22 protein-coding genes are annotated in these 24,614 nt (G+C 56.8%); 7 read left to right on the top strand and 15 right to left on the bottom strand.

Annotated elements, in window-relative coordinates:
- Positions 1-74: 74 nt before the first annotated feature.
- Positions 75-1,748: an acetolactate synthase large subunit gene (locus ACT2B1_RS16930; protein WP_170704634.1), complete on the top strand. Its 1,674-nt coding sequence runs from the start codon at positions 75-77 to the stop codon at positions 1,746-1,748.
- A gap of 828 nt (positions 1,749-2,576) precedes the next feature.
- Here ACT2B1_RS16930 and ACT2B1_RS16925 read toward each other — a convergent pair.
- From ACT2B1_RS16925 to ACT2B1_RS16870, 12 genes are all read right to left on the bottom strand, one after another.
- The gene (locus ACT2B1_RS16925) at positions 2,577-4,100 is read right to left on the bottom strand and encodes a DUF5906 domain-containing protein (RefSeq protein WP_481668230.1); all 1,524 of its coding nucleotides are present in this window, start codon (positions 4,098-4,100) and stop codon (positions 2,577-2,579) included.
- Positions 4,097-5,080, bottom strand: coding sequence for a hypothetical protein (locus ACT2B1_RS16920; RefSeq protein WP_481668229.1), 984 nt, complete (start codon positions 5,078-5,080; stop codon positions 4,097-4,099). The genes ACT2B1_RS16925 and ACT2B1_RS16920 overlap by 4 nt, the downstream gene beginning before the upstream one ends.
- A 48-nt stretch (positions 5,081-5,128) precedes the next feature.
- The gene (locus ACT2B1_RS16915; protein ID WP_481668228.1) at positions 5,129-5,332 is read right to left on the bottom strand and encodes a hypothetical protein; all 204 of its coding nucleotides are present in this window, start codon (positions 5,330-5,332) and stop codon (positions 5,129-5,131) included.
- A gap of 94 nt (positions 5,333-5,426) precedes the next feature.
- Positions 5,427-5,861, bottom strand: coding sequence for a hypothetical protein (locus ACT2B1_RS16910; RefSeq protein ID WP_481668227.1), 435 nt, complete (start codon positions 5,859-5,861; stop codon positions 5,427-5,429).
- Positions 5,858-7,099, bottom strand: a complete 1,242-nt coding sequence (locus ACT2B1_RS16905; protein ID WP_481668226.1) for a tyrosine-type recombinase/integrase — start codon at positions 7,097-7,099, stop codon at positions 5,858-5,860. Before ACT2B1_RS16905 ends, ACT2B1_RS16910 begins: the two co-directional genes overlap by 4 nt.
- A gap of 551 nt (positions 7,100-7,650) precedes the next feature.
- The gene (gene aspT / locus ACT2B1_RS16900; RefSeq protein WP_171240984.1) at positions 7,651-9,351 is read right to left on the bottom strand and encodes an aspartate-alanine antiporter; all 1,701 of its coding nucleotides are present in this window, start codon (positions 9,349-9,351) and stop codon (positions 7,651-7,653) included.
- Positions 9,352-9,643: 292 nt separating this feature from the next.
- Positions 9,644-11,014 carry an FAD-dependent oxidoreductase gene (locus tag ACT2B1_RS16895; protein WP_481668225.1) on the bottom strand — a complete coding sequence of 457 codons (1,371 nt, stop codon included), beginning with the start codon at positions 11,012-11,014 and terminating at the stop codon, positions 9,644-9,646.
- Positions 10,995-11,861, bottom strand: coding sequence for an isocitrate lyase/PEP mutase family protein (locus tag ACT2B1_RS16890; protein ID WP_171240982.1), 867 nt, complete (start codon positions 11,859-11,861; stop codon positions 10,995-10,997). Before ACT2B1_RS16890 ends, ACT2B1_RS16895 begins: the two co-directional genes overlap by 20 nt.
- Complete coding sequence (locus tag ACT2B1_RS16885; RefSeq protein ID WP_481668224.1) at positions 11,858-12,478, bottom strand: cysteine hydrolase family protein; 621 nt, start codon at positions 12,476-12,478, stop codon at positions 11,858-11,860. The genes ACT2B1_RS16890 and ACT2B1_RS16885 overlap by 4 nt, the downstream gene beginning before the upstream one ends.
- A complete protein-coding gene (locus tag ACT2B1_RS16880; protein WP_481668223.1) occupies positions 12,479-14,539 on the bottom strand; it encodes a hydantoinase/oxoprolinase family protein in 2,061 nt (686 codons plus the stop codon).
- Positions 14,536-16,230, bottom strand: a complete 1,695-nt coding sequence (locus tag ACT2B1_RS16875) for a hydantoinase B/oxoprolinase family protein (RefSeq protein ID WP_481668222.1) — start codon at positions 16,228-16,230, stop codon at positions 14,536-14,538. Before ACT2B1_RS16875 ends, ACT2B1_RS16880 begins: the two co-directional genes overlap by 4 nt.
- Positions 16,227-16,793 (bottom strand): tautomerase family protein, encoded by a 567-nt coding sequence (locus ACT2B1_RS16870; RefSeq protein ID WP_481668221.1) that lies wholly within the window; start codon positions 16,791-16,793, stop codon positions 16,227-16,229. The genes ACT2B1_RS16875 and ACT2B1_RS16870 overlap by 4 nt, the downstream gene beginning before the upstream one ends.
- Positions 16,794-16,939: 146 nt before the next feature.
- Between ACT2B1_RS16870 and ACT2B1_RS16865 the strand changes: the two genes are divergently transcribed.
- The 6 genes from ACT2B1_RS16865 (at position 16,940) to ACT2B1_RS16840 (ending at position 22,734) form a co-directional block, all read left to right on the top strand.
- Positions 16,940-17,743: a GntR family transcriptional regulator gene (locus ACT2B1_RS16865; RefSeq protein WP_171123847.1), complete on the top strand. Its 804-nt coding sequence runs from the start codon at positions 16,940-16,942 to the stop codon at positions 17,741-17,743.
- Positions 17,740-19,146 (top strand): 3-isopropylmalate dehydratase large subunit, encoded by a 1,407-nt coding sequence (leuC, locus tag ACT2B1_RS16860; protein WP_171240978.1) that lies wholly within the window; start codon positions 17,740-17,742, stop codon positions 19,144-19,146. Before ACT2B1_RS16865 ends, leuC begins: the two co-directional genes overlap by 4 nt.
- Positions 19,146-19,757, top strand: coding sequence for a 3-isopropylmalate dehydratase small subunit (gene leuD, locus ACT2B1_RS16855; RefSeq protein WP_481668220.1), 612 nt, complete (start codon positions 19,146-19,148; stop codon positions 19,755-19,757). The genes leuC and leuD overlap by 1 nt, the downstream gene beginning before the upstream one ends.
- 98 nt (positions 19,758-19,855) lie before the next feature.
- A complete protein-coding gene (gene dctP, locus ACT2B1_RS16850; protein WP_171241012.1) occupies positions 19,856-20,863 on the top strand; it encodes a TRAP transporter substrate-binding protein DctP in 1,008 nt (335 codons plus the stop codon).
- Positions 20,864-20,926: 63 nt separating this feature from the next.
- A complete protein-coding gene (locus tag ACT2B1_RS16845) occupies positions 20,927-21,427 on the top strand; it encodes a TRAP transporter small permease (RefSeq protein ID WP_171211231.1) in 501 nt (166 codons plus the stop codon).
- Positions 21,427-22,734, top strand: a complete 1,308-nt coding sequence (locus tag ACT2B1_RS16840; RefSeq protein WP_171211232.1) for a TRAP transporter large permease — start codon at positions 21,427-21,429, stop codon at positions 22,732-22,734. The genes ACT2B1_RS16845 and ACT2B1_RS16840 overlap by 1 nt, the downstream gene beginning before the upstream one ends.
- 57 nt (positions 22,735-22,791) lie before the next feature.
- Here ACT2B1_RS16840 and ACT2B1_RS16835 read toward each other — a convergent pair whose 3' ends face one another.
- The 3 genes from ACT2B1_RS16835 to ACT2B1_RS16825 all read right to left on the bottom strand — a co-directional run bounded on the left by ACT2B1_RS16835 (position 22,792) and on the right by ACT2B1_RS16825 (position 24,614).
- On the bottom strand, positions 22,792-22,965 hold the full coding sequence (locus tag ACT2B1_RS16835; protein WP_171123836.1) for a hypothetical protein: 174 nt from the start codon (positions 22,963-22,965) through the stop codon (positions 22,792-22,794).
- Between the two features lie 359 nt (positions 22,966-23,324).
- Positions 23,325-23,630 (bottom strand): hypothetical protein, encoded by a 306-nt coding sequence (locus ACT2B1_RS16830; RefSeq protein WP_171123834.1) that lies wholly within the window; start codon positions 23,628-23,630, stop codon positions 23,325-23,327.
- A gap of 324 nt (positions 23,631-23,954) precedes the next feature.
- Positions 23,955-24,614: a hypothetical protein gene (locus tag ACT2B1_RS16825; RefSeq protein ID WP_171240975.1), complete on the bottom strand. Its 660-nt coding sequence runs from the start codon at positions 24,612-24,614 to the stop codon at positions 23,955-23,957.

Below are 24,614 nucleotides of genomic sequence, written 5' to 3'. Positions count from 1 at the left end.
TAATTGGGAAGGAATAGATTTTCACCTGCATCTCAGGCCTGACCAACGGATCCACTGTGATATTAGGAGAGCACATGTCCGCTTTTGACCAAACCGCAACCTCCTTTACCAAAGCTTCGGATTTGCTGGTCGCAGCGCTTAAGGCTGAAGGTGTTGAGTATGTTTTCGCTGTCCCGGGCGAGGAAAACCTTGACGTGCTGGAGTCTTTGAGGACGTCCAGTATTGAACTTGTTCTGACCCGTCATGAACAGGGCGCAGCGTTCATGGCGGCAACATATGGGCGATTGACGGGCAAGGCGGGGGTCTGCATGGCAACACTTGGCCCCGGTGCTACTAACTTTGCCACACCCGCAGCATATGCTCATTTGGGCGGGATGCCGCTGGTTATGATCACGGGGCAAAAGCCTATCAAAAAATCGAAGCAGGGCCAGTTTCAGATCGTTGATGTGGTGGGTCTGTTCGACCCGATTTGCAAGATGTCCAAGCAGATTGTGCACGGCAACACCATCCCCTCGTTAATCCGCGAAGCGTTTCGCGTCGCGCAAGAAGAGCGTCCTGGTGCGGTTCTGCTGGAACTTCCCGAGGACATAGCGGCCGAAGACACCACCGAACCGGTCCTGCAACCTCATCCCCGTTACTATGCCGTGGCTGGTGACACGGTTTTGAATGAGGCGGCCGAGATGATCCGCTCGGCCAAAATGCCTTTGCTGCTATTGGGGGCTGGTGCCAACCGGAAACACGCCCGCAGCGCACTTAGTAAGTTTGTAAATGACACGCAGATTCCTTTCTTTGACACGCAGATGGGCAAAGGTGTGGTGGACGAGCGGTCAGATCTGTTTTTGGGAACAGCAGCGTTATCCGATGGGGATTATCTGCACTGCGCGATCGAACGCGCTGATCTGATTATCAATGTGGGTCACGACGTCGTGGAAAAACCGCCATTCTTCATGAAAGAAGGCGGGACCAAGGTGATCCATGTGAACTACAAGGCCGCGCAAGTTGACCAGGTTTATTTCCCGCAGGTCGAGGTTGTCGGCGATCTTGCGCAATCCATCGAACGACTGGGGAAAAAGCTTGGTGGCCCACTGGATTTTGACCGCAGCTACTTTGAGCGGGTCAAACAGGAAACTGATGTGCACATCTCCGCAGGCGCAGATGATCCGCGGTTCCCGGTAATCCCACAGCGATTTGTGGCTGACACGCGTAAGGTCATGCGCGACTGCGATATCATTGCGTTGGACAACGGCATTTATAAAATTTGGTATGCCCGCAATTATCAGGCTTACCAACCTAATACCGTTTTACTGGATAATGCACTGGCCACAATGGGAGCCGGCCTACCCTCAGCTATGATGGCAGCCAAGCTCTATCCTGACCGTCGTGTGATGGCGATTTGTGGAGACGGTGGATTTATGATGAATAGTCAGGAGGTTGAAACGGCTGTTCGCCAAGGCCTCAGTCTGGTTGTGACCATTCTGAACGACAGCTCGTATGGGATGATCCGGTGGAAGCAATCTCACGCCGGGTTTGAAGATTGGGGGCTGGAGTTTAACAACCCTGATTTTGTGCAATATGCCAAAAGCTATGGCGCGATCGGCCACCGGGTGGAGCGAACCGAGGATCTGGTACCCACCTTTGAGCAAGCGTTCGCAGTAGGTGGCGTACACCTGATCGATCTTCCTGTTGATTACAGTGAAAACCAACGCGTATTGATTGACGAACTGGCCGAAAAGGTCTGTTTGATCTGATCCGTTTTTCGAAGTTTGGTCAGAGCGATTGGGCTGGAGTCGGGCAGAGCGTGAAAACACCAGGTCGACGCGATTTGTGTGTCGTAAGCACCTCCTACTTGAGTTGCGGGAATGAGTTTGAACCTAGAACACTCGTGCAATTGCTGACTTATTGGGCAATCGGAAGGGTGAAGTGAATGCGTTGCTGGCGAGTGGTCGCCACACCACGCATTCAGCCCGCGTATTTGTCCCCATAGTGGTCGTTCATGACTTTTCAGCGAACGTCAGCATCTAGCTCAAAACGGATACGGATGAGCGACCAGCCTGCCGCTGTCTGAAGTTTTGTATTCGGGAAAAATCGAAAAAAGGATCGTGGGCGGTGTTCGGATGGCAACCGTAGCGTTTCTCAGAAAATCGAAATTTTTTTTTGGGGGGGGGAAGGGGTGACGGGCTGTGGCGGTGCCAAGCTCCACTCGCCCCCGAGTTTTTTGTCGGGGTGGGGGGTATTTTCGGGATTATGCCTGGCCTGACAAAACCCACCCCGACGCCTACCTTTCGATCGACTAAGCCTCATTGAATGCTGGTACCAAGTCTATCTCTTTGTGTATCTCGATCGCCATTGGTTTGTGGTTTCGCGGGAATGCGCGGTTTGCCTGCGTCGCTCACGACGGTTCTTGACGCGGACCCAATCTGCGCGCGGCGCATCCACGGGCGCGCGCGATACAGAAAGGCTGCAGAACAAAGAAAACTTCAGGTTTCTTATACGGGGAAATGCGTGTGTGTTTTAGTACGTTCATTTCCACGTAAGAGAATTCAATACTTTTCTGACTTTTCTGCCTTTGTTGTTTTCTAATCGCGCACAGCGCCCCTGAGAAAATTGGCTAACGCTCTTTTTTGGCTCGGCAAATCTCCGATAGTCACCTGTCGGTCAGTGTTGGATGCAGAAACCTCCAAATCGAATGCACCACAGGCACGTAGTTGGTTCCAGAAGGCCTTTCCATATGGAATGTCGTATCGCTCATTGCCGTGACCGCGCGCCCATTCCTCGTAAACCTCGCGAACTTTCTGCCTAGAAACCGTGAATGTGCGCCCCTCCCAGCCCGTTCCGATTGGGTCAACTTCGCCGTTTGCTTCCAAGAACGATGCCAGCACCAATTCTTTGGGTAGTTCGCCGTCTTCGACGCCGCTGGCCCACCACCGCTGCGGCCCAGTTATTGACCTAGCGCGCTGTTCCACGGTCGCTTCCGTGATCACACGGTCTGCCATTGGGTTGAAGCCGGACACGTCGCGGTCGAGCATTTTTTGCAGAAAGTGCGCCGCGCCGTCGCCGCGAATATGGTCGTATAGCGCCTTGAAGTATTCCGTGTCGTCTTTCCGATGGTCCGAGACCTCGCAGACCACCACTCGTCGGTCGTCCACATCGATTTGGATTGCATGCTCCCGGTTGGTTGCGACCACGATGCCCATCGATGAGGCCACGGAGAAGCTGTCTATACCCTTTGGTTCAATTGCGATGGTTCCGCCCGTCACGCGGCGTTTCAGCTTCTGTGCTGCCCGTTTGTCGCCCGCGAACAGCGCCTCATCAGCGAACACGTAGCAGGCGTTTGCGAGGTGCTTGTTGAACTTGCCAGTCAGTTGCTCCGCGTCATCGACCAGCAGCCCATGCTGCCCGAAAATCCGCATCATCAGGTCTTCGAGAATGATGCCTTTCCCTGTTCCCTGCCCAGACCGGAACACCAGCATCGTGCCCATCACACGGGTCGGGTTCTGGATTTTGAGCGCGAACCAGTCCATCACGTACTGATGCAATTCCACGTCGCCTGCGCACAGCACGTCAAAAATGTGGTCGAGGATAATCTTGCAGTCACCGTGCTTCGGTACGACTCCGAACCCCTGCCAAAGGTTCAGCACGTCCTCGGACACAGCGCCGGTAGGGTCGAGGGCGACCGAAAGGAATGTGGGCCGGTCCAAGCTTTCGAGCCATAGGCGGCTCGCAGGTTCGCTCCCGTCGCCGACCTTTATGAATTCGTTTTCCAGCAGCAGCGCGAAATCGGCGCGGGTCATCAGGCTCAACACTTTCCGGGTGTCGCCGTCCGCGTTGAACGCTTCCTCGGCCCAATACCCCACACGGACTTTCCCGCCCTGGCGAATGACGAAATATTGGCCGTCGCCGAACAGTTCCGCCATTTGGTCGTCCACGCTGATCTTGTCTCGCGCCACCATCATACGCTTTATGGATTTTTCCAACGTACCTTTCCGAACGCCCCTCTGTTTTACCTTGAGCCACAGCTCGTGAATCGCCGTGTCGCGGTCCACGGCAGAATCCAGTTCAGCGATGTCAGCGAGTTTCGCCTTTAGTCGCTCCTTCTTCATATCTTCACATCCATCATTCTTGCGCGGCGTTCGGCACGCGTTCCGGACCTCGCAAGATGCCCGAACCGCGCTCTACCGAGCTTGTCCCCCATCACTGCAACCACCGGCGCGCCAAGGTCCGCGAAACGGTCGCGGTAGTCCTTGCTGCGCCTGTTCTGGCAATGACCATGGAAGCAGTAGATTGCTCGTCCAGCGTCAGTCGAGTTGGGCGGGTGGTAATAGGTGCCGGTCTCGTCCTGCCCCGTGTGCTCGTGGACAAAGGGGCAGATAATCGAGACCCACCCGTCCGTTACGGGTCCCCCCAGAACGTGACCCTGAGCGCCCAACCACAACAACAGGGGGTCGTCACTATGAACGACCACAGGTACGCCCTTGCGCCTGTACACGGAGCGCATGACGGTCTTTTCCACCAGCGGCACTTGGAACGCCTTCTCGACCAGAACATCCGGATTGAACCGCCGGGAAAAATCCGCGTAGACCAACTTGGCCGGGGCTTTCTTCCCCGGCGGCAGCGATCCGGGCAGTCGGAATATCCGGGTGCGGTCCACTGCGCCTGGGTCGGTCAGCCCGCCCTCTTTCGCGCTTTCTAAGATTGTCTCCACAAGGCTCGGGTCGCGTTCAATCCGGTTTAGCGCGTAAACCCATTGCGCGGACCCCGGCTTAGTTTCGAGGATGAGCGTGGGCTTGACCGGCGGCTCCTTAATTCGGACGCCGTTCTTCATCTCGCCCACGTCGTCCAGGCCGATCAGCGGCGTCCCGGTCCAGCGTTCCTTGCGCCGCCGGAAATCATGCGCCGTGGCGGGGGTGTTGAATTCGAACAGGTGCAGGGAGAAATGCGTGTCTGCCCCGGTCAGGTCAGTGAAGGGCCACGGGCGGGCGACATATGCGCCGCTCTTGTATTGAACGCCAATGCACACGCTCTCTGTGGGGCCGATATCGCAGACCGACCGTGTGAACAGTTTTTCCAGAAACTCATCCATAGTGCATCTCCGACAAAACGGACGCCAAGCGTTTCTCGGCGGGGGTCGTCATTGCGCGGCGTCGGATTTCACCGGCATGGGTTGCTCGCGGTGATAGCGGACCGCTCCGCCAAACTTTACGAATGGAATTTTTGGATGTTCCCTCAGCCGATCCTTGCGCAAGAAGGACAAGCTTAGCTGAAGCTCCGCCGCCTTCTGATGCTCGGTCAGCATTACTGCGTCGGCAGGCGGGGTGTCGGGATATATGGACATTTCAGCACCTTCGATACGTTTAAGGTGCCACCCAATATTCCCATTTTTTCACGCGTGGCTACAGTCTTGCTTTCCGAGTGGGTCACTTGGAAAATTACGGTCTAAACCGGCTCCACTCTCTAATGGCCTTCTTCGCGGCATCCGGTGCAAGCCCGTCGAGGCGCGCATTCATATATCGTTCGGCAACCGCGATTGTATCTTTGGTCACACCGTTTCGCAGGAAAGCTATGATGAAGGTTTCGCGTCGTGGGTCGTCGAAGGCTAACTTCCACATGTCCGCCATCACACCTGCATTTTCCGCGAACAACGTTTCCAAATCGGGCAGATCGCGGCGCTTCGGCCCGTTTGCCGATTGCGTCTCCAATCGGTGGTCACAGGCGAGGCAGATCAGAAACCATCGGCTCGCGGCAGCGGCGCGTTCAATGGTGCGCCTTTCCACCCCGTGCAATTTCCTCTTGGATGCCTCGTCATAGCGTTCGGCTTCGCGCCCGATCTTAATCCCAAGTTTAACAAGCTCCTCCGGTTTCATGACAACAGACCGGTTTCGATACGTTCGGCAAATTCCGGCAGTTGCGGACGCAGGGCCTTCGCGTAGGCTTCGGTGATGTCGCCCGTGCTATGACCCACCAACATCTTTATCGCCACGCTCGGCACCCCAATCACCTCGGCGGTGGAAATGTAGGTCCGCCGCAGATCATGCGGGCTGATGTCGCCGACGCCGATGCGTTTCAGGGCCTTGCGAGGGTCGCGGGCTGGGCCATTCCCCCGCACTGCCGGGAACACCCATTCGTCAGACGCGCCGCGCTGCGCGTCGAGGATGGCGCGCATTCCGGGTGTTATCGGGCGTTTGAGCTCCACGCCCGCTTTCATCCGCTCGGGGGGAATGGTGATTACATCGGACCCGACTTCCGCCCAGCGCAGATGCAGGATTTCGTCGCGTCGGCACCCCGTCAGGAACAGCATTTGTAACGCACGATACAGAGTGCCAGTGGGCCCGAGGTGAACCGCCAGGCGCTCAGCCTCTGCCCACCACAGCGGGCGCTCAACAGGTTTTAGCGCACCCTCGCGAGGAGGCGTGGCTTTAACCGCCTTGCGCTTGCCTGTCAGCTTGCTCACCGGGTTGGGAGATGGCTCCTGTCCTGCGGGATGGGCGTCGGCCCATGACTGCCACAGCGCCCGCACCGAACGCAGTGCGTTGGACGCCGAGGCCGGGGAAGTTACGCCCAGCATGCGGCGGTATTCGACCCGCACCATCTCGGGCGTGATGTCGCTCATCCTTACATCGGCGAGAAACATCCGTTTCACGGCGTAACCGTAGCTTTCGATAGTGGAGGCCCGGACGTGTGGGTTTTCCTTCCCGTGGAATGTGGGTGCACTGTAGATGGTTAAGTCCACGAGGGTGCGTTCGCGTGCGTTCATCGCAGCTCTGTCGGTTGGGCTGAGATAGGTGCCTGCGGCCAACTCAGCCATAATTGCCTGCGCTTTATCACGGGCCGCTTCGATGGTGCCGGGTTTGGTTGCTGGGGTGAACTCGGCGATACTGATGCGGTACAGCTTGCCCCGCACCTTCCGCTCGACACCCAGCATCCACGCCGAGGTCTGTTTGCGGCACACAAACCCGCGCAAGTCGGTGTCACGTAGCGTCACGCCAGTGGTGTCGGCGAATCCCGTGGTCGCTCTGGTGAGGGTCTGCTTGCCGAACCGGAAGCGGCGCGGCTCCTCGGGCCGGGCATTCGATTGGGGCAGGGGTACAACATTTGCGGACATGAGCGGTGGTCCTTTCATCGACTGGGTCAAGAACCCCGTTCCGGTTGCGGCCGCGGTGGGTTCGTCGTCAGATCACTTGACTGTCGACCTCAGAAATACGCTCAAGGCAACTTTGAGGCAACCACAAGAATGACAAATGAGGGGTAAAAAGGATAAAGGCAAAGTAATGGTATCGAGATCATAATGCTTGTTTTTATTATTAAATGGCAAGGTGTGGGTAATCGAGGAAAAGCTGGCACACTGGACTACGAATCAAGGGGTCGGGGGTTCGAATCCTCCTCGGTCCGCCACTTGGTGATTTCCTCAAACTGCGATGATCTGCACAGAGTTCTTTTAGACTGTGTGATTTACGGCTTTTGCCGCGCGAGCGGGGCTTGTTGGATTTTCACGACTATCCCAGTTTGTACCTGTTGAGTGGTAATTGCATGGCCCAAGACGTTGCAGTTCAGAGTTTTGTCTTCATACCCAACCCCAGATGAGTCCGAGATGTAATGGTCCGAGGGCGATGCCGACCCTGTGGGGGTCAAACATCGTGATCTTGCCTTTGTAACCTACGGCACAAACGCGACGACCAGCGGCCCCCATAGCGTCAGGAAAATGTTCGCAACCGCATAGGTCATGGTGAATGCTGGTGTAGGGGTCGAGTTCCCGGCCTTTTCTAACAGCGTGGCAAAACCGGGGTTGCCCGAGCGTGATCCTGTCACGACAGCGCAGGCCTCGATCGGGTTTTTAATCCGCAGGAAGTAATAATTGATCGGGAACTGAACGATCATGGGCATCAGAGTGACGACAACACCCAACAACAGCAGTATGACGCCATATTGTTGAATCGCTTCCAAAGCGGGTTTTCCAGCGTTCAGACCAACGACCCCGACGAAAACTGCCAAACCAAAGCTCTGCAGAAAATTCGCAGCCCCTTGGTTGATACCGCCAATCTTGGGTTGTCGAACACGCAGATATCCGATGATCAGCCCGGTCACGAGACAGCCGAGGCCCGAGCCAAGCGCGACTTTTGTCCCTGCAATGACAAAACTGATCTCACCGATCAAATAGCCGACCGCCACACCGATCCCCAGCGCGATGAAATTGGTGACCGAAGCCGAAGGGGGAACATATCCAGCCTCTTTAGCCACTCTGTTAAGGTCGTCCTTGTGGCCGACAATGCTGATTTCGTCGCCTGCTTGAATCACGGTGTTTTGCAGAACCGGTACGTCGTGACCAACCCGCGTGATCTTTGAGATATGAACACCGCGGCGTTGATCCACGGTTAGGGCTTCGCGGATTTCGGCCAGAGTCTTGCCCGCCAACTTGCGATTGGTGACAACGACATTGCGGCGTTCTTCGACAACGGTCAGTTCGGGCGGGAATTCGCCAATCTCACCGCTTGCGGTGCCCTCGAACTGGGTCAGGGTTGTGACCAGGCCAGATACGACAATAACGTCGCCTGCCGACACAACAATTTCAGGGGTCGGGTCCACCGGGACCCCATCGTGCAGCAGCTTTTCGACGATCAGATCACCGTTATAGGCGCCTTCGATCGCTTTGACCGATTGGCCGGAAACCGAGGCATCCGCATTTACTCGATAAGCGCGGGCATCGAAGCGGTTCATCGGAAGAAACTCGCCTTCTTCTAGTTTGCGGCCCCCGCCGCTGAGTTTCTGAGCAAGCTTGATTGCCTCTTGCCTCAGGTTGACGCGCATTATGATTGGAATAGCGCTTACCGCCAAAATTGGGCCGATCGAGCCAAAGATGTAAGTCACCGAATACCCGACGGCGATGTTGGTTTTCAGCTTTTCAGCCTCGTCCGCGGCCAACCCTAATAGGTCTATCGCGTTTCCTGCGGTGCCAATGATTGCGGATTGGGTCAGCCCTCCGGCGGCCAACCCGGCGGCCAAGCCTTTGTCCAACCCAGCTAATCGTGCGACGACGATGACAAAGAACAGCCCCCAAAGCGTCATCATAAACGCGGCCAGAAGTTTCGTGAGGGCGGTTCGGTTCAGAGCCGCAAAAAACTGAGGCCCGCCATTGTAGCCAACCATAAAAATAAAGAGCGAAAAGAAAACGTTCTGAACGTCGGGACTTAGGTTGATGCCACCGATCTGGCCCACAAAAACTGCCACCAGAAGGGTTCCGGCGATGCCACCCAGTTCGAATTTGCCAACCCGAAACTTTCCAAGACCGTATCCAAGGCCCAGGCAAAGAAACAGCGCCATGATCGGAAATGCCCGTAGCTGTTCAGTAATCAATTCCATTATGAAATCTCCTGGGTCGTTCAAATGGTCCGTTTTGCTCAAGATACATAGCGTAACTATTATGACGACTGGCAAATTATGACGACCAGCGTCATGTGGATAAAACACCTAGAATGAGCTTGCATCAAGAACAGATGAAAACGGAAGAAACGGAAACGTCTTATTTTGAAAGGTAAATTCGCCTGTCATTCAAATTGGCGTTTTAGTTTTGCCTCCAAATCCGAAATACGACGAGGCTGCATTCCTGCCTACAGGTAGAAATGATCGGAATATTCAGGTGCAAAGCCTGATATTAAGCGATCCGGCCCGCAATTCGACCTAGCACAACGGCACCCAACAAACCATTTCCGGAAAGATACCCGCTGTCCCCTTTGCCAGACACGCCAACAGCCGCGCCGCCGCCTGCGTAGAGGTTGGCGAATCTAGTACCGTCAGCTTTGAGAACACGTGCATAGGAATCGACCCGCAATCCACCTTGGGTGTGAAACAAAGCGCCAGTGACGCGAACGCCTTTGTAAGGCGGTGCTAAAGGCGGCTGGTTAAAGGGCCTGCCAAATTCATCCGTGTGACCGGTAGGAATGTCGTGAATGGTTTGCTCCAAAGCCGCAGACGGCAAACCCAGTGCTTTTGACAGGTCTTCGATGGATTCAGCGGATTGAATTGCCCCTGAATCTTCTGCGCGCTTGAAATCCTCGAACTGGCGCGCAATCGCTGCGATACGGTCGTCGAAAATGGCGAAAGCCTCTGCGCCGGGCTGCGCCAGAACCGCACGGGCGGCTTCCGAATAGCCCTGCGCTTCGTTCCAGAAACGGTGGCCATTGCGGTTCACCTGTACACCGCCTTCGGTGATCACCGCCCACGTAATCAATATCCCATGAGGGTGAGCGACATTTCCGTGACCCTGATAGGCGCTTAAGTTCAGAAGTCCTGCACCAAGCCCTTCCCCCCAAACGATAGCCTCGCCCCGGTTGCCGCTGTGCCCGAACCAGAGCGCCTCTTCGATCTGGGGCATATGCGCGGACACTAAGGCGCGATTGCCACCGAAACCGTTGCAGGCAAGAATAAGCCGATCACATGCAATGGTTTCAACGGTTTCGTCCGGGCCAGTCACGGCAACACCCAAGATCCGGTCTTGATCCCGATACAGCGTTACCGCCCGTCGATTGCATATGATGTCTAAACCTTCACGCTCGCAAGTGCTGCGCAGGGCGTCGATCAGTTCTTGGCCCGACCGTGACGGCAGCCCGTGCATCCGGCGGCGCGAGTGACCGGGATAGTCGAAATCCGCGACAACCGAAAAGGGCAGGGCGTGGCGTTCAGACAGCCAGTCGATGACTTCGGCGGCGTTGCTGGCCAACAGATCGACCAGAGCCTGCTCGTTTTCGCCATGTGCCTTTGTCTGGATATCACGCGCAAAAAGTGCGGCATCATCCGTGATCCCTGCAGCCCGTTGAAGCTTTGTGCCCGCAGCCGGGATCAACCCGGCGGACAACGCGGTTGAACCGCTTGGAACTGGATCGGCCTCAATGACCAGCACATCCTGTCCAGTCTCCGATGCCGACAGGGCGGCGACCAGACCACAAGCCCCCGCGCCGATGATCAGCGTGCCGGTCGTCAGATCGAACCGGTCCGGCGGAACGCTCTCAACCTTGGGTGTCATCATAGCGGGCCCCAGCTTCCAGCATCTCAGCAGTTCCGATGACTTCGTTCAGACCGCCGAAGTCGAACATGTTCTGGGCAAAGGGCTTGTTTGAGCCGTTGACAGCCAGACTTTGATAGTATGCCTGAGCGGTTTTGGCCAAAGCCCGGACAATCCCTCCGGGGAAAATGACGATGGAATATCCCTGTGCCTCAAGATCGTTGGCGCCAAGTATCGGGGTCGCGCCGCCTTCGACCATGTTCGCCAAAAGGGGGACTCGCGGGGCAAATTGATCGGCGATGGATGTAAGTTGTTCGCGGCTTTGAGGGGCCTCGAGGAACAGAACATCTGCACCAGCCTCCAGATAGATTTCCGCGCGGTCGGTGGCGGCCTGATATCCCTCGACGGCGATGGCATCTGTTCGGGCAATGATCAGGGTGTCACTATTGGCGCGCGCGTCGGCCATCGCTGCGATTTTCCCAGCCATTTCCTGCGCGGGGATAAGCGACTTGTCCGACAGATGCCCGCAGCGTTTTGGATAGGTCTGGTCTTCGATTTGAAGCGCAGATGCGCCGGCGCGTTCATACAGGCGCATGGTTCGCTGGGCATTGAGCGCGTTACCAAAGCCGGTGTCAGCGTCGATGATAACAGGTAAAGAGACCCGATCTGCGATCAGGGTCATGGTGTCTGCCATCTCAGACGCGGTGGACAGTCCGATATCGGGGCGGCCCAACCGCGTGTAGGCAACGGCTGCACCGCTTAGATACAGCGCCTCGAAACCAGCTTTTTCAGCCAGAGATGCGGTCAAGCCGTCATACACGCCGGGGGCGACAAGAATTTCTTTCTTTTTCAGGCGGGACTTAAGGCTCATTTGGCTCCCTCCAGCCAGTTCATCATGTGATCGCAACTTCGCTGGTGTGCAACAGTGCCCAACGACAGGAGCGTTGCATCGTGAACCTCTTGCCGAAATGCGGCGCACCCATCTGTCAGCATAACGGTGTCGATATCCCGCAAATGGGCATCTCGAAGAGTTGAGGCCACGCCGCCATTGGTCACGATGCCCCCGACGATCAGGTTTTCGATACCCAAAGCGCGCATCAGATATTCCAGCCGCGTCTGGTAGAAGGCCGAGTAGGCAACCTTTTCGATTACGAAATCGCAAGGTTGCAGGGTATCGACCAGACTGTGACCAAATCCGCCCGGCGCGAAGTCGCCTTTGGTCAGAAACGGGCGCAACTTCTTCAGATGCGGAGCAATCAACGGCTCGCCGTTGCGGTCCGGCACAAGTGTAAATTGCGCTGAAAAATAGCACCCGCCAGCGGCTTGCAGTTTTCGCGCCAAGGGGGCGATGCGTTCGGGAAGTGCCGCGATTTCTTGTGCTGACTGGCCTGCCCGGCCATAGGCACCTTTAGGATGGATAAAGTCGTTCTGAAGGTCGATGGTCAGCAGCGCCGTTTTGCGCGGGTCCCAGGTTTCTGGTTCGCTCATTCAGTCCTCCCCCAGTGGTTCGATGATCGTGTTGCCAAAGGAGTCTACGCGTCCTTGAAAATCCGGTTCGATCAGAACGGTCGTGTCCGGTTGGGTCAAAATGGCTGGCCCTTTGATTGCAGTGCCAACCGGTAAAGACAAGCGATCATAAATGGCCGTGTCATGCCAGGTATTACCAAAATGAACTTTGCGCGTCGACGAGGGCGCAATGCTGCCTTCCGTTGCCGGGGCAAGGGACGAAAGATCGAATTTCGGCCGCTTGCCCGTAACCGCGCTGCGCAGGTTCAGGATGCGTCGCACACCGTTTTTCAGCAGTCTTCCATAAGTGGCGTGATAAGCCGTATCAAAGGCTTGTTCGATATCGGCTTTGCCGGGCGCGGTCACCTTGCCGTCTGTCATCTTCACAGTCAGCGGAACCGGTACGGTATGCGTTTGACCCACATAGGCCATGTCCAGCTCGAATGAAATCTCACGCCTGTCGAACGTCGTCCGTGAGGCATCAAGAAGCGCCATTCCCTGATCCACGTGTTCTTGCATGAACGCGCCCAAAGCAGCTTTGTCTAACTGCGCGACCAATGTGTTGATGGTCTGAACGAAGTCCTGCCGCATATCCGCGATCACGCAGCCCAGTGCCGAGGTGACGCCGGGATAACGTGGAACGATGGCGCGGGCGATCCCCACTTCGGCCAGCATTGCCCCGGCATGCAACGCGCCGCCACCGCCGAACGGCATGAAGGCAAAACGCTTGGGGTCAAAGCCGCGCTCGATGCTTACAAGCCGGATCGCCCCAGCCATACGTGAATTGGCAACACGCAAAATGGCCTCGGCCGCCTCAAGCCTCGTCAAACCCAAAGGTTCGCCGACGTGAATATCAATGGCTTTGCCAGCGGCCTCTACGTCCAGCCTCTCCAGTTTGCCACCAATCGGGTTGTCCGGGTCGATACGACCCAGCACGACATTGGCATCCGTTACCGTCGGGCGATCATTGCCAAGGCCGTAGGCGACCGGGCCGGGATTTGATCCTGCGCTTTCAGGGCCGATGTTCAGTAATCCGCCCTTGTCGACCCACGCTATCGACCCGCCTCCCGCGCCGATGGTCGTTATTTCGATCATCGGGTTGCGCACAACCATCCCGAAATCAATGGAGGTCTGGGCCGACAGCATCGTCTGCCCTTGTGAGATCAACGAAACATCAAAGCTGGTGCCGCCCATGTCCCCGGTGATGACGTTGTCAAAGCCCGCCGATTGCGCGATGTAGCCTGACGCAATCACACCGGCTGCGGGGCCAGACAGCGCCGTGCGCACTGGAAGGCGGGACGCGGTGTTGACCCCCATGACGCCACCATTGGATTGCACAATCATGAACTCACCATCGAATCCGCCGGATCGCAGGGCGTTTTCCAAGCGGGTCAAATAGCCCGAAACCTCGGGTTGCAGATAGGCGTTCAGTGCCGAGGTTGAAAATCGTTCGAATTCACGGATTTCCGGCAGGATTTCTGACGAGGCCGACACATGTGGATTTGGCCAGATTTCGCGTATGGCCGCGACAGCAGCGGCTTCGTTATCTGGGTTGGCATAGGCATTGGCGAACAGGATCGCGACAGCTTCGCACCCTTGTTCAAGCAATTGCTTTGCCGCTTTGCGCACGGCGTCCAAATCAACCGGCGTGCGAATGGTGCCGTCCGCAAGCGTGCGTTCCGGCACCTCCAGACGGTCGCGACGATCCACAACGGGTTCGAAATCACCGCGCAGCCCCCAAGTGCGCGGCCGATCCCTGCGGCGCATCTCCAACACGTCCCGCAAGCCCTCGGTGCAGATAACGCCCGTTCTGGCCCCTTTGCGTTCCAGCAGAGCATTCGTGCCCGCTGTGGTGCCATGTACGACAACAGAGATCTCGGATAGGTCTTCCACCTCGCGCCCGATCCCGTCGAGAAACCCGCCCGACTGATCCGGGCGTGTGGTGGGAACTTTGGCGACGGTTGCGCTGCCGTCCGCTTCGTTCAGAACAAAGACATCCGTGAACGTGCCGCCAACGTCCACACCGATCATACGCCCGCTCATGGTGCCACCTCGCGCCATGCGGGGCCATAGTCCTGATCCGCCTGTTCGGCGCTTACATGTCCGCGTGCCACGTCCCGAGCGATCGCTTCGGGTGAACGGCGACCCGCAGCGCCATAACCCCCGCCGCCGGGTGTCTCTAGGCGCACCGCTTGTCCTTGCTTCAATTCGATCCCTCTCATTTTTGAAACCAGGGGCGGTGCCTTCCACCCATCGTCCTGTTCATAGGTGAAGACATTCATGGCCCCGTCGCCGCCTTGGGCGATCCCCTTTGGGGCGAACTTGCCGCGTTCGCCAAACAGAAAAGCCTGAGCGCCATTTTCTTCAATTACTTCAATCTCATAGATGGCCCCAAGCCCGCCCCTATGGGTGCCCGCACCTGCACTGTCAGGGCGCAAAGCCCATTGACGGAACATGACCGGATAGGCGGCTTCTAGAATTTCCATCGGCGGGATCGTCGCCGTTGAGATCGGAGCGTTGCCGTGGTTCAACCCATCGCTTTCGACCGAGCCGCCGTGTCCCCCACCGAAAAAGCTGAACATCACCCATGGCTGTCCGTTTGAGCGTTTCCCAGCAATGGAAAGCGCATTGATTGTCCCATAGGCATTGGCGACAACCCGATTAGGTGCGGCGTTGGCAAAGGCCGAGAAGACCACGTCGATCATCCGTAGAATAGTTTCCGTGTATCCACCTGTCGGGGCAGGGAACTTGGCCGACAACAGGCTGTCTTCGGGCACGATGACGTCGATGGGGCGCATTACCCCGGCGTTGGCAGGCAGCGCCGGGAAGACGTGTTTGATTGCCACATAGGCGGTCGCAACGGTCGTCGGCAGGGCAATGTTCACAGGCCCGGCGCATTGCGGGGACGAACCCGTGAAATCCAGCACCATTTGATCGCCCTTGATCTCAAGCGCCAGTTTGATGCGAAGCGGCTCATCTGTGATCCCGTCATTATCGAGGAAATCCTCGGTCTCCCACCGGCCGTCCGGCAGTTCCTGCAACTCGGATCGCATCAGAGCTTCGGCCCGATCGCTGAGCGCCGCAAGTGCGGCTGAGACCGTGTCAGCCTCGTACTCGTCCAGCAGCTCGTCCATTCTCCGGACCCCAAGATCCAAAGCGCCCAGTTGCCCGTTCAAATCACCCATCGCCGATTGAGGCAGGCGGGAATTCCGTAGAAGAATGTCGATTATGTCCTGATTTATCTCGCCCTTGCGCGCCAGCTTAACAGGCGGCAGAACGAAGGCTTCCTGAAAAACTTCGGTCGCAGCCGGGTTATAGTTTCCGGGTACAGCGCCGCCCACATCATGCCAATGCCCAACCGACGCGAGATAGCAGAACAACGTGCCATCGCGGAAATAGGGACGCACCAGACGCATGTCGGACAAATGCGTGCCGCCGATATGCGCATCGTTGAAGATATAGATATCACCGTCTTCCAGATCGCCGTCCGAGGCTGCCTTTTCGATCACTGCTTTCACCGCAAAGGACATCACCCCCACAAAGATCGGCAAACCGGATTTGCCCTGAACCAGAGTGTCGCCTGTCGTCGCAGAATAAAGCCCATGACTGGCGTCATGCGCTTCGGCAATGATCGGGTTGAAAGCCGCCCGAAACAGGGTAGCGTCCATTTCGTCGGCGATCTGCTCCATGCGGCCTGCAAGAACAGAAAGGGTGATAGGGTCAATTTCGCTCATGCCTGCGCCCTTGTTTCTGCGATATCGTTCCAGACATCCTGGCGTGTGATCAAATCGTTCTGTATCTCGAACCGGTCAATAAAGCGGATGCCTTCGAATGGTGAACCATCAGTCCATTCACCGGATAACGTACCCCTGCAATAAACGATCGCAGCGTCGCCATCGCCTTGCATCGCGTCGAACCCGTCGTAGGTTTTTGCGATGCGGCGATACCGGGTGGCTGCCCAGTTTCCGAGATCCCCCAGATCACGCCTGGGCGCGGTTCCGGGAAATTGCATCACGAAGTCCGGGCTTAGCCTTTTGCGCGCGCTTTCAACCGCGCCTTCGCCCATATCGGATAGAAACGCACGCACGATATGTTCGGGGTCGTCTTTCGCCCGGGCGGGCTGCCGAACCTTGCCGCCACGATAGTAGTTTTGATCGGATATGTCGTGGATCACGACGGTCACAAGCTCTGGCGCGGCAGGCACTACGAATCGCACTGCATTGGTCAGCGCCACGCCAAGTCGTTGTTTTTCTTGTGTGCTATAGCCCTTGATCACATGCAATTCGACAATCGGCATGCAAAAGCTCCTCCGGTTGTTGTATTATCTTTAATACAGGTTTGAAAATAATTGTAAGACTATTTTTCGAGTTGTAATAATACTAAAGCTTGCTTTTTAGAGTTCCGGTTCTACGATTGGAGGCGCTGTGAAAGGGGAATCATCGGGTGAACAAGATCAACGCGGCCAATCTTCCGGACGGGACCAAGGCGCAACGCGTCTATCTGCATCTGCATGATCAGATCACCGAAGGGCAGCTTGCGTCAGGGGAAACTTTGCCCGGTGAACAGCGGTTGGCTGAAAAATTCGGGGTCTCGCGTGTCACAATTCGGCGGGCGCTGGACGCGCTTTCTCGAAATGGTCTGATAGAACGTCAGGCAGGTAGCGGCACCCGGGTTTCGGGCCAATCCACCCTTGGGGCACCTGCTGCGATGGACTTCAACACGCTGATGCCGCAACTGGTTGAAATGGGGCACAGCACCACCGCGCGGCTTTTGTCCTTTTCATACGGCAAGGCGCCGGAGGTGGTGGCATCGGCCATGGGGCTGCCGAGTGACCAGCAGGTGCAGATCGCTACGCGCGTGCGCCTGACTGATGATGTTCCGTTTTCACATCTGACGACCTACGTACCCGCTTCGATTGCGCAGAACTATTCGGAAAGTGACCTCGCAACGACACCGCTTTTCAAACTGCTGGAGCGCAGCGGCGTGCAGATCGAGGAAGCGCATCAAACCGTTTCGGCGACCTTGGCGGGGCCTGATGTGGCCGACGCATTGGGCATCGCTGTCGGCTCGGCTCTGTTGTCGCTCAAGCGGATCGTTCGGGACGTCGAAGGCAATGGGGTCGAATATCTTTCCGGCCTCTATCGCTCTGACATGTTTCGGCTCGAGATGCCCTTGGCGCGTGTGGGAACCGGCTCGGCCCGGCATTGGGAACCTGCGATCGGACGCAGCGAGGAGGTCGGGAAGTGAACGCACCGCGCACCATGCTCGACAAACTCTGGGCCTCGCATGAGGTTCTGAGGCGCGAGGATGGTGTGTCGCTGCTTTGGGTGGATCGACACTTTGTACATGAAGGGTCGCATCATGCCTTTGCCAAGCTGGCCGAGCGCGGCCTGCCTGTGGCTGAACCAGCCCTCACCTTTGCGGTGGCAGATCATTACGCGCCCACACGAAGCCGGGAACGGATTGCCGATCCAAAGATTGCCCGGATGATCGAAACCCTGCGAAACAATGCGTCGGCTCACAACCTCAGGATTTTCGATCTGAGCGACCCTTCGCAGGGCATCGTTCACGTGATTGGGCCCGAGTTGGGCCTGACTTTGCCCGGACTGCTTATCAATTGCGGGGACAGCCACACATCCACTCACGGAGCATTTGGTGCGCTGGCGTTCGGGATCGGGGCGACCGAGGTTGCGCATGTGCTGGCGACGCAGACGGTCTGGCAGCGCAAACCCAAGGCGATGCGCATTAATGTCGAAGGTCGTTTAGGGTTTGGTGTAACGGCCAAGGACATTGCCCTGAACTGGATCGCGCAACTGGGCAGCGGCGGTGCGCAGGGTCATGCGATTGAATACGCAGGGCAAACGATCCGGGATCTGTCGATGGAGGGGCGAATGACTCTGTGCAACCTCTCAATCGAAGGTGGGGCGCGGTTTGGCATGGTCGCACCTGACGAGGTCACGTTTGCCTATCTCGAAGGGCGCGAGTACGCACCTTCGGGGGCAGACCTGCAAAGCGCGCGACAGGTGTGGCGCGGTCTGGTCACGGACAAAGAGGCTGTTTTTGACCGCGATATCACCCTGGGCGCGGCTGACATTTCGCCAACTGTCACTTGGGGCACCAGCCCAGAGCAGGCCCTGCCAATAACGGCCAATATTCCCGCTCCGGACCCCAGCGATCCAGCCACGTCAAACTTGGCGCGTGAAGCATTGGATTACATGGGATTGGCACCGGGGCAACCCTTGGACGGTATCCCTGTAGATCAGGTTTTTATCGGCTCGTGTACGAATGGGCGCATTGAAGACCTTCGCGAGGCTGCTTTGGTTTTGTCAGGGCGCCGCGCGCGCGTACCGGGGCTTGTTGTGCCCGGATCGGAACGTGTCAAGGCACAGGCCGAAGCCGAAGGGTTGAACAGGATTTTCCAAGATGCCGGGTTGGAGTGGGCCGCGTCGGGTTGTTCAATGTGCGTCGGCATGAATGGCGACGTTGTGGCCGAGGGTAAGCGCTGCGCATCCTCGACCAACCGCAATTTCCGTGGGCGTCAGGGACGCGGTGCGCGAACGCATCTGATGTCCCCGGCGATGGTTGCCGCAGCGGCCGTAACGGGCACAATCACAGATGTCAGGCCGCTTATTCAGGGCAGGGCGGCATAATGGCTGGTTGGAGCACACAAAAGGGGCACGCCTTGGCGCTGGCGATCGACAATATCGACACGGATCAATTGATCCCGGCGCGTTTCATGTCGGCCCCACGCAGCGAGGGATATGGCCAGTATCTGCTGCACGACATGCGGCGGGACGATGACGAACAACTGACGGCAGATTTTCCGCTGAACCGTCACGAAGGGATCAGTATTCTGGTCGCCGGGCATAACTTTGGCAGCGGGTCGTCGCGTGAGGCTGCGGTTTATGCGCTCGTCGATGCGGGCATTCGCGCGGTCATCGCGCCCAGTTTCGGTGACATCTTCGCCAACAATGCGATCAACAACGGCCTGCTGCCTGCGCAGGTCGATGCCCAGAAGGTGATGCAGCTACAGCACGCGTTGAAGGATGCCCCGGCCCAGGTTTCGATTGATTTGCCCGCAAGCCGACTGACCCTCGGGGACATTACGGTGACCTTTGAGCTGGACGAAGGATGGCGTGTGAAACTGATCAACGGCTGGGACGACATCGACCTGACCCGGCAGCATATGCAGGCAATCGGCGCGCATAGGAAAAACCGCAACAAGGCCGCCCCTTGGGCGTGGCCGAACAAACCGAATTAGGACACGTCGCGTGAAGACGGCGCAATACGGGCCAAGCGGCCTGAAATGGGGTGAGACCAAAAAATGCCCCTTCAACAAGTGGAGGAAGACTTATGAAAATGAACTCATTGGCTGCCCTGTTGGCAGGGGCCGTAATCGTCGCCGGAACGGCCAAAGCCGAAGAAACCATCTCGGCCGTTCACGCCTTTCCCGAAACGCTGATTTACACCCAAAGCTTTCTGGACTTTGTCGACAAAGTTAACGAAGCGGGCAAAGGAGTCATCCAGATAGACGTGCGCGGCGGTCCGGAAGCCATTGGCATGTTCCAACAACCCGATGCGGTTCGCGACGGTGTCGTCGACATGGTATATACGCCGGGCTCGTTCTATGGTGGCGCACTGCCCGAGAAAGACGCGATGGTCGCCTCGAACCTGACCGCTATTGAAACCCGCGAAAATGGCGGAACAGAACTGATCGACCAAATTCATCAGGACAAAATGGGCCTGAAGTACCTTGGTTGGTTCGACAGCGGCGTCTGCTACAACCTTTGGACCCGTAACGAGCCCAGCTTTGATGCCGACGGCAATCTGGAAGTCGAAGGGCTGAAGCTGCGCGGCAACAACGTCTACAACGCCTTTTTCACCAACTACCTTGGCGCACAGGTGATCGACCTGCCAACTGGCGAGGTTTACTCGGCGCTGCAACGTGGTGTTGTTGATGCGACGGGCTGGACCCAGATTGGCCTGATTGACCTAAAATGGAACGAGTTCCTGAACTTTCGTATCGAGCCATGCTTCTTCTCGACCGATCTTGGCGTCATCGTGAACCTCGACCGTTGGAACTCGTTGTCTGAAGAAGCGCGCACGATCCTGCAAGACGTCGCGATCCAACACGAAATAGACAGTGTTGAAGCCCTTCGCAGCAAACGCGACGAAGACTTTGCGGCCCTTGATGCAGCGGGAATGACAGTTGTCAGTCTGGAAGGGGAAGCAAAGGCAAACTACCTTGCAGCGGCCCGCGAAAAGACGTGGGAGCGTATGAAAGGTCTGATGGCCGAACAGCCCGGCGGCACTGATAACTATGATCGCCTGATCGAGCTGTTCTACGATCTCGACGCTGCAAACTAAGTCCAAAGACAGGCCCGTTCTGGTTGGACGGGCCTATAACATTTTTGGGGCAAAGCAGGCGGGATGATGAAAAGGATCTATGACGCAGTGCTGTTTGGCATGGCCATAATCGCTGGTCTTTTGCTGGTTTGGCTGATGCTATCCGTCATCACGTCAGTTCTGATGCGAAATGCCGGGCTGCAACCCTTTGCTTGGCTGTTTACGTCTGCAGAATACGGGCTGTTGTACATGACCATGCTGGGCGCGCCTTGGCTGGTACGGGAAAAGGGCCATGTCCACATCGAACTGGTGACAGCGGCGCTGCCGATTGGTTTGCGCCGGATTGTCAGCCGTTCGGTGGCTGCCGCCTGTGTACTGGTCTGCCTCATCCTTGCCTGGCAAGGGGCCGACTTGGTCCTGACGAATATCGAACGCGGGGACTATGACACCCGCGCTTACTATTTCCCCCGATGGATGCTGACGATCGCCTTTCCGCTTTCGTTTGGAATGATGGCGGTTGAATTTTCGCGCTTTGTCTTCGGACCCGAGCTGATGCACAGCGGAGAAGCAGGGATACACGAATAATGGAATGGTACGAAGCGCTTGCCCTGCTGCTTGGGTCAATAGTGTTCCTGATGGCCATTGGAATGCCTGTTGCGCTGGCGTTTCTTGCGGCCAACATTCTGGGCGCCTGGATTTTCATGGGGGGTGAACGGGGGGTTACGCAACTGCTCAACAACGGGCTGGGCGCGTTGACCAAATATGCGCTGATGCCAATCCCGCTGTTTCTGTTGATGGGAGAGATCTTCTTTCACACCGGGTTAGGTGGGCGCATGTTCAGCGCGATAGATAAGCTGTTGGGCCGCCTGCCAGGGCGGCTGAGCTACGTAACGGTTCTGGGCGGCACCGCGTTTTCCACGTTGTCGGGGTCGTCAATGGGCTCAACCGCGCTTTTGGGGTCGCTGATGGTGCCTGAAATGAACCGCCGCGGTTACAAGTCGTATATGAGCATTGGACCAATATTGGGAACGGGTGGCTTGGCGATCATCATACCGCCTTCGGCGCTTGCCGTTCTTCTGGCCACGCTCGCACAGATAGACGTGGCGGCCTTGCTGATCGCGGGCGTTATTCCGGGCCTGATACTCGCCTTCTTTTACATTGGTACGATCTGGCTCCAAACACGGTTGGACCCCAACGCGGCTCCGGCCTACGACGTGGAGCCTATGTCTTTGGCATACCGCCTGAAACTGCTCATGACCGAGGTCGTGCCGATGGTTGGCGTCATGGTCGTGATCATCATCTTGATGATTAAAGGTTTTGTCACCCCGTCCGAGGCCGCAGCATTTGGCGCATTGGGCGTGTTGATCCTGGCCGCCATATTCCGCTGCCTCTCGTGGGAGGCGATCAAAAAGTCGGTCATCGGTGCCCTCAAGGTTACACTGATGGCCTATCTGATTGTCTTTGGCTCGGCCACGTTCAGTCAGCTTTTGGCATTTTCCGGAGCGTCACGAGGATTGGTGAACTGGGCCATCGCATTTGAACTTGCCCCGTTGGCCATGCTGACCGTGATGTTCGCTGTCTTGCTGCTGCTTGGCATGTTCATGGAGCAGATCTCGATCATGTTGCTGACCGTGCCAATCTTCTTTCCACTGGCGCAGACGCTTGGGTTCGATCCGATCTGGTTCGGCCTGATCATGTTGCTTTCGCTTGAAATCAGCTTCACCACCCCGCCATTCGGGTTGTTGCTGTTTGTTATGAAAGGCGTCGCGCCGCCGGGTACCACAATGCGCGAAATCTATACATCAGCTTTCCCGTTTATTTTCTGCTCGATCTTGTTGGTGGTTCTACTGATCGCGTTCCCCGGCTTGGCATTGTTTCTGCCTAGCTTATGAGGCTGCCACGACCAGTAAGCCGCCACAAACGTACGATGTATGGTTCTGCACGGGTCGTCAGGCGCGTTGGGCCGCAAGGCTGCGTTTCTCTGCGCGTCCACCGACGATGATGGCGCTTATCAGGACGATGCCAAAAAATGCTGAAACTCCGACAAAGGGGCCCCCTATGGCTGACGCAATGCCGGTTACAGCCAAGACAATAAGCAACGATAACGACGGTCTTTTGTTCATCTCGATATCCTCTTTGCGTTTGTCACTTCACTTATTGTTAAGTGGTTCGTCCGGTCGCCTGAGGCTTGCGAGGTTGCGCCAAAATTATATGAGTTCCCGTCTAATCACGCCGCGCCCATACGCACCGGTGTTGGCAAAACTGCGTATAAATTTGGCGGCAGGGCGCAAGCCATATCGCCGGGCATCAGCCACATATTCGGCAATCCTGCCGGATGGCGTGGCGATATCGTCCTCTGAGGGGAGTTCGGTAGGATAAGGGGGTGCGGCCCGCAGCTAACGTACCACGCACTCACAGCCGTTGCGGTGCCCCCCCTTAGTCAACCAAAACGGATGAAGCCTGCGATGTTCGCCCGTGGAACTTAGCCATTGCGCATCTCAACCAATGTCAGAGTGTCCGAGAACGGATCATATGCGCAAAAACCGGGATCCAATTCAGTTCCCGAAGGGTCTTGTAACCCGATGCTGATCAGGAATCCTTCGTGGCTGATGTGACGTTCTTCGGTTCTGCGAAACGGAATTCGATACCCTGCGTCGTGCCACATGATTTTGCATCTTGTACCCAGGGCCAGCTCTGGGTCTGTAAAGGCGCGATGCAATTGAAACAAGAAGGCGCAGACGAAAGACAGCACCGCCAATCCTGTCAGTATCTTGAATTTGTGCTTCAAACGAAAAATCCTTTCTGTCTCAAGGCGTTACGCACACGGCCAAAAAACGCGAAAACTGAAAATCTTACAACTGGCCATAACTTACCTCAGGATGCGCTTTGTCCAAAGCCGTTAATTTGGGCTTGTTTCCAAAACCCAGCCAACCACGAATTCAACCGTTAATCTGTTGAACGGACAAAGTAGAAACTGCGCCCGGTGTTTTCAGCCCGCGAAGGTCGAGACGCCATAAATCCGTTTTTGATCATCGGGATGGCAAGGCATTCGCTCATCTCCGCAGCGAACCATACCAAGTTCCGATCGCTGAGCTGCCAAAGGTTGGGCAGCTTAGTGGGTGAATATCAGCGACAATGTCCCCACTAGGATCAGGCTTAGTGCCCAAACCAGATCCAGATTGAACCAGCTTTTCGACAGAAACCTGAGGCCTAGCCAATGATAGACGCCAAAGGCAAGCAGGCCGCCGGAAATAGTCATGGCTAAGGTGTGGGCAAGGGCAACAGCAACCGCAATTCCGGCATTTCCGGTCATCAGGTCAGACGCGGCTGCGTGACCTGCATTAGTGGCAACTGTTCGGCAGATTCCCAGATAGATCGGAACCAGCATCAGGCCCGCTCCATGCGCCATCGCAGCCAGAAATGACCACAGCACAAGCCTTGTCGGAGGCACGCGCGCAAGGAAGCGCGGGTGGCGGCGATTGAAAAGCAGGTAAAGGCCCAGGCCAATCACAAGGCACGACGCGGCAATCTGGATTTCTCGCTGCCACTCGGCCAGAAACAGCAATGCGGTAAAGGGAAACAGTATCGCGGCCATCGCCAGAAGATGCCCGGTTGCCAAGGCGAGCAGCGCCTTGAGCAGACTGTTGCCGCTTTTGTCCATCAGTGCCGCAGACACCGCCAAGGGCCAACCCATACCGGGGTTGACCCCGTGATATATGCCCGAAGCGACAACAGCCCACCAAAGGGCTGCTGCCGTATCTAATCCGTCCAC

The sequence above is a fragment of the Ruegeria sp. S263 genome, from assembly GCF_056780525.1.
The sequence above is the reverse complement of the archived record's forward strand: the minus strand, read 5'-3'. Positions and strand labels throughout refer to the sequence as shown.

Bases quoted from the DNA above. Each gene is read 5' to 3' on its own strand.
- ACT2B1_RS16915 (WP_481668228.1), bottom strand. From the start codon at position 5,332: ATGTCCATATATCCCGACACCCCGCCTGCCGACGCAGTAATGCTGACC.
- leuD (WP_481668220.1), top strand. From the start codon at position 19,146: ATGGCTGGTTGGAGCACACAAAAGGGGCACGCCTTGGCGCTGGCGATC.
- ACT2B1_RS16930 (WP_170704634.1), top strand. From the start codon at position 75: ATGTCCGCTTTTGACCAAACCGCAACCTCCTTTACCAAAGCTTCGGAT.
- ACT2B1_RS16835 (WP_171123836.1), bottom strand. From the start codon at position 22,965: ATGAACAAAAGACCGTCGTTATCGTTGCTTATTGTCTTGGCTGTAACC.
- ACT2B1_RS16890 (WP_171240982.1), bottom strand. From the start codon at position 11,861: ATGAGCCTTAAGTCCCGCCTGAAAAAGAAAGAAATTCTTGTCGCCCCC.
- ACT2B1_RS16880 (WP_481668223.1), bottom strand. From the start codon at position 14,539: ATGAGCGGGCGTATGATCGGTGTGGACGTTGGCGGCACGTTCACGGAT.
- ACT2B1_RS16845 (WP_171211231.1), top strand. From the start codon at position 20,927: ATGATGAAAAGGATCTATGACGCAGTGCTGTTTGGCATGGCCATAATC.
- ACT2B1_RS16925 (WP_481668230.1), bottom strand. From the start codon at position 4,100: ATGAAGAAGGAGCGACTAAAGGCGAAACTCGCTGACATCGCTGAACTG.
- dctP (WP_171241012.1), top strand. From the start codon at position 19,856: ATGAACTCATTGGCTGCCCTGTTGGCAGGGGCCGTAATCGTCGCCGGA.
- ACT2B1_RS16910 (WP_481668227.1), bottom strand. From the start codon at position 5,861: ATGAAACCGGAGGAGCTTGTTAAACTTGGGATTAAGATCGGGCGCGAA.
- aspT (WP_171240984.1), bottom strand. From the start codon at position 9,351: ATGGAATTGATTACTGAACAGCTACGGGCATTTCCGATCATGGCGCTG.
- ACT2B1_RS16840 (WP_171211232.1), top strand. From the start codon at position 21,427: ATGGAATGGTACGAAGCGCTTGCCCTGCTGCTTGGGTCAATAGTGTTC.
- ACT2B1_RS16875 (WP_481668222.1), bottom strand. From the start codon at position 16,230: ATGAGCGAAATTGACCCTATCACCCTTTCTGTTCTTGCAGGCCGCATG.
- ACT2B1_RS16885 (WP_481668224.1), bottom strand. From the start codon at position 12,478: ATGAGCGAACCAGAAACCTGGGACCCGCGCAAAACGGCGCTGCTGACC.
- ACT2B1_RS16895 (WP_481668225.1), bottom strand. From the start codon at position 11,014: ATGATGACACCCAAGGTTGAGAGCGTTCCGCCGGACCGGTTCGATCTG.
- ACT2B1_RS16870 (WP_481668221.1), bottom strand. From the start codon at position 16,793: ATGCCGATTGTCGAATTGCATGTGATCAAGGGCTATAGCACACAAGAA.
- ACT2B1_RS16920 (WP_481668229.1), bottom strand. From the start codon at position 5,080: ATGGATGAGTTTCTGGAAAAACTGTTCACACGGTCGGTCTGCGATATC.
- ACT2B1_RS16905 (WP_481668226.1), bottom strand. From the start codon at position 7,099: ATGTCCGCAAATGTTGTACCCCTGCCCCAATCGAATGCCCGGCCCGAG.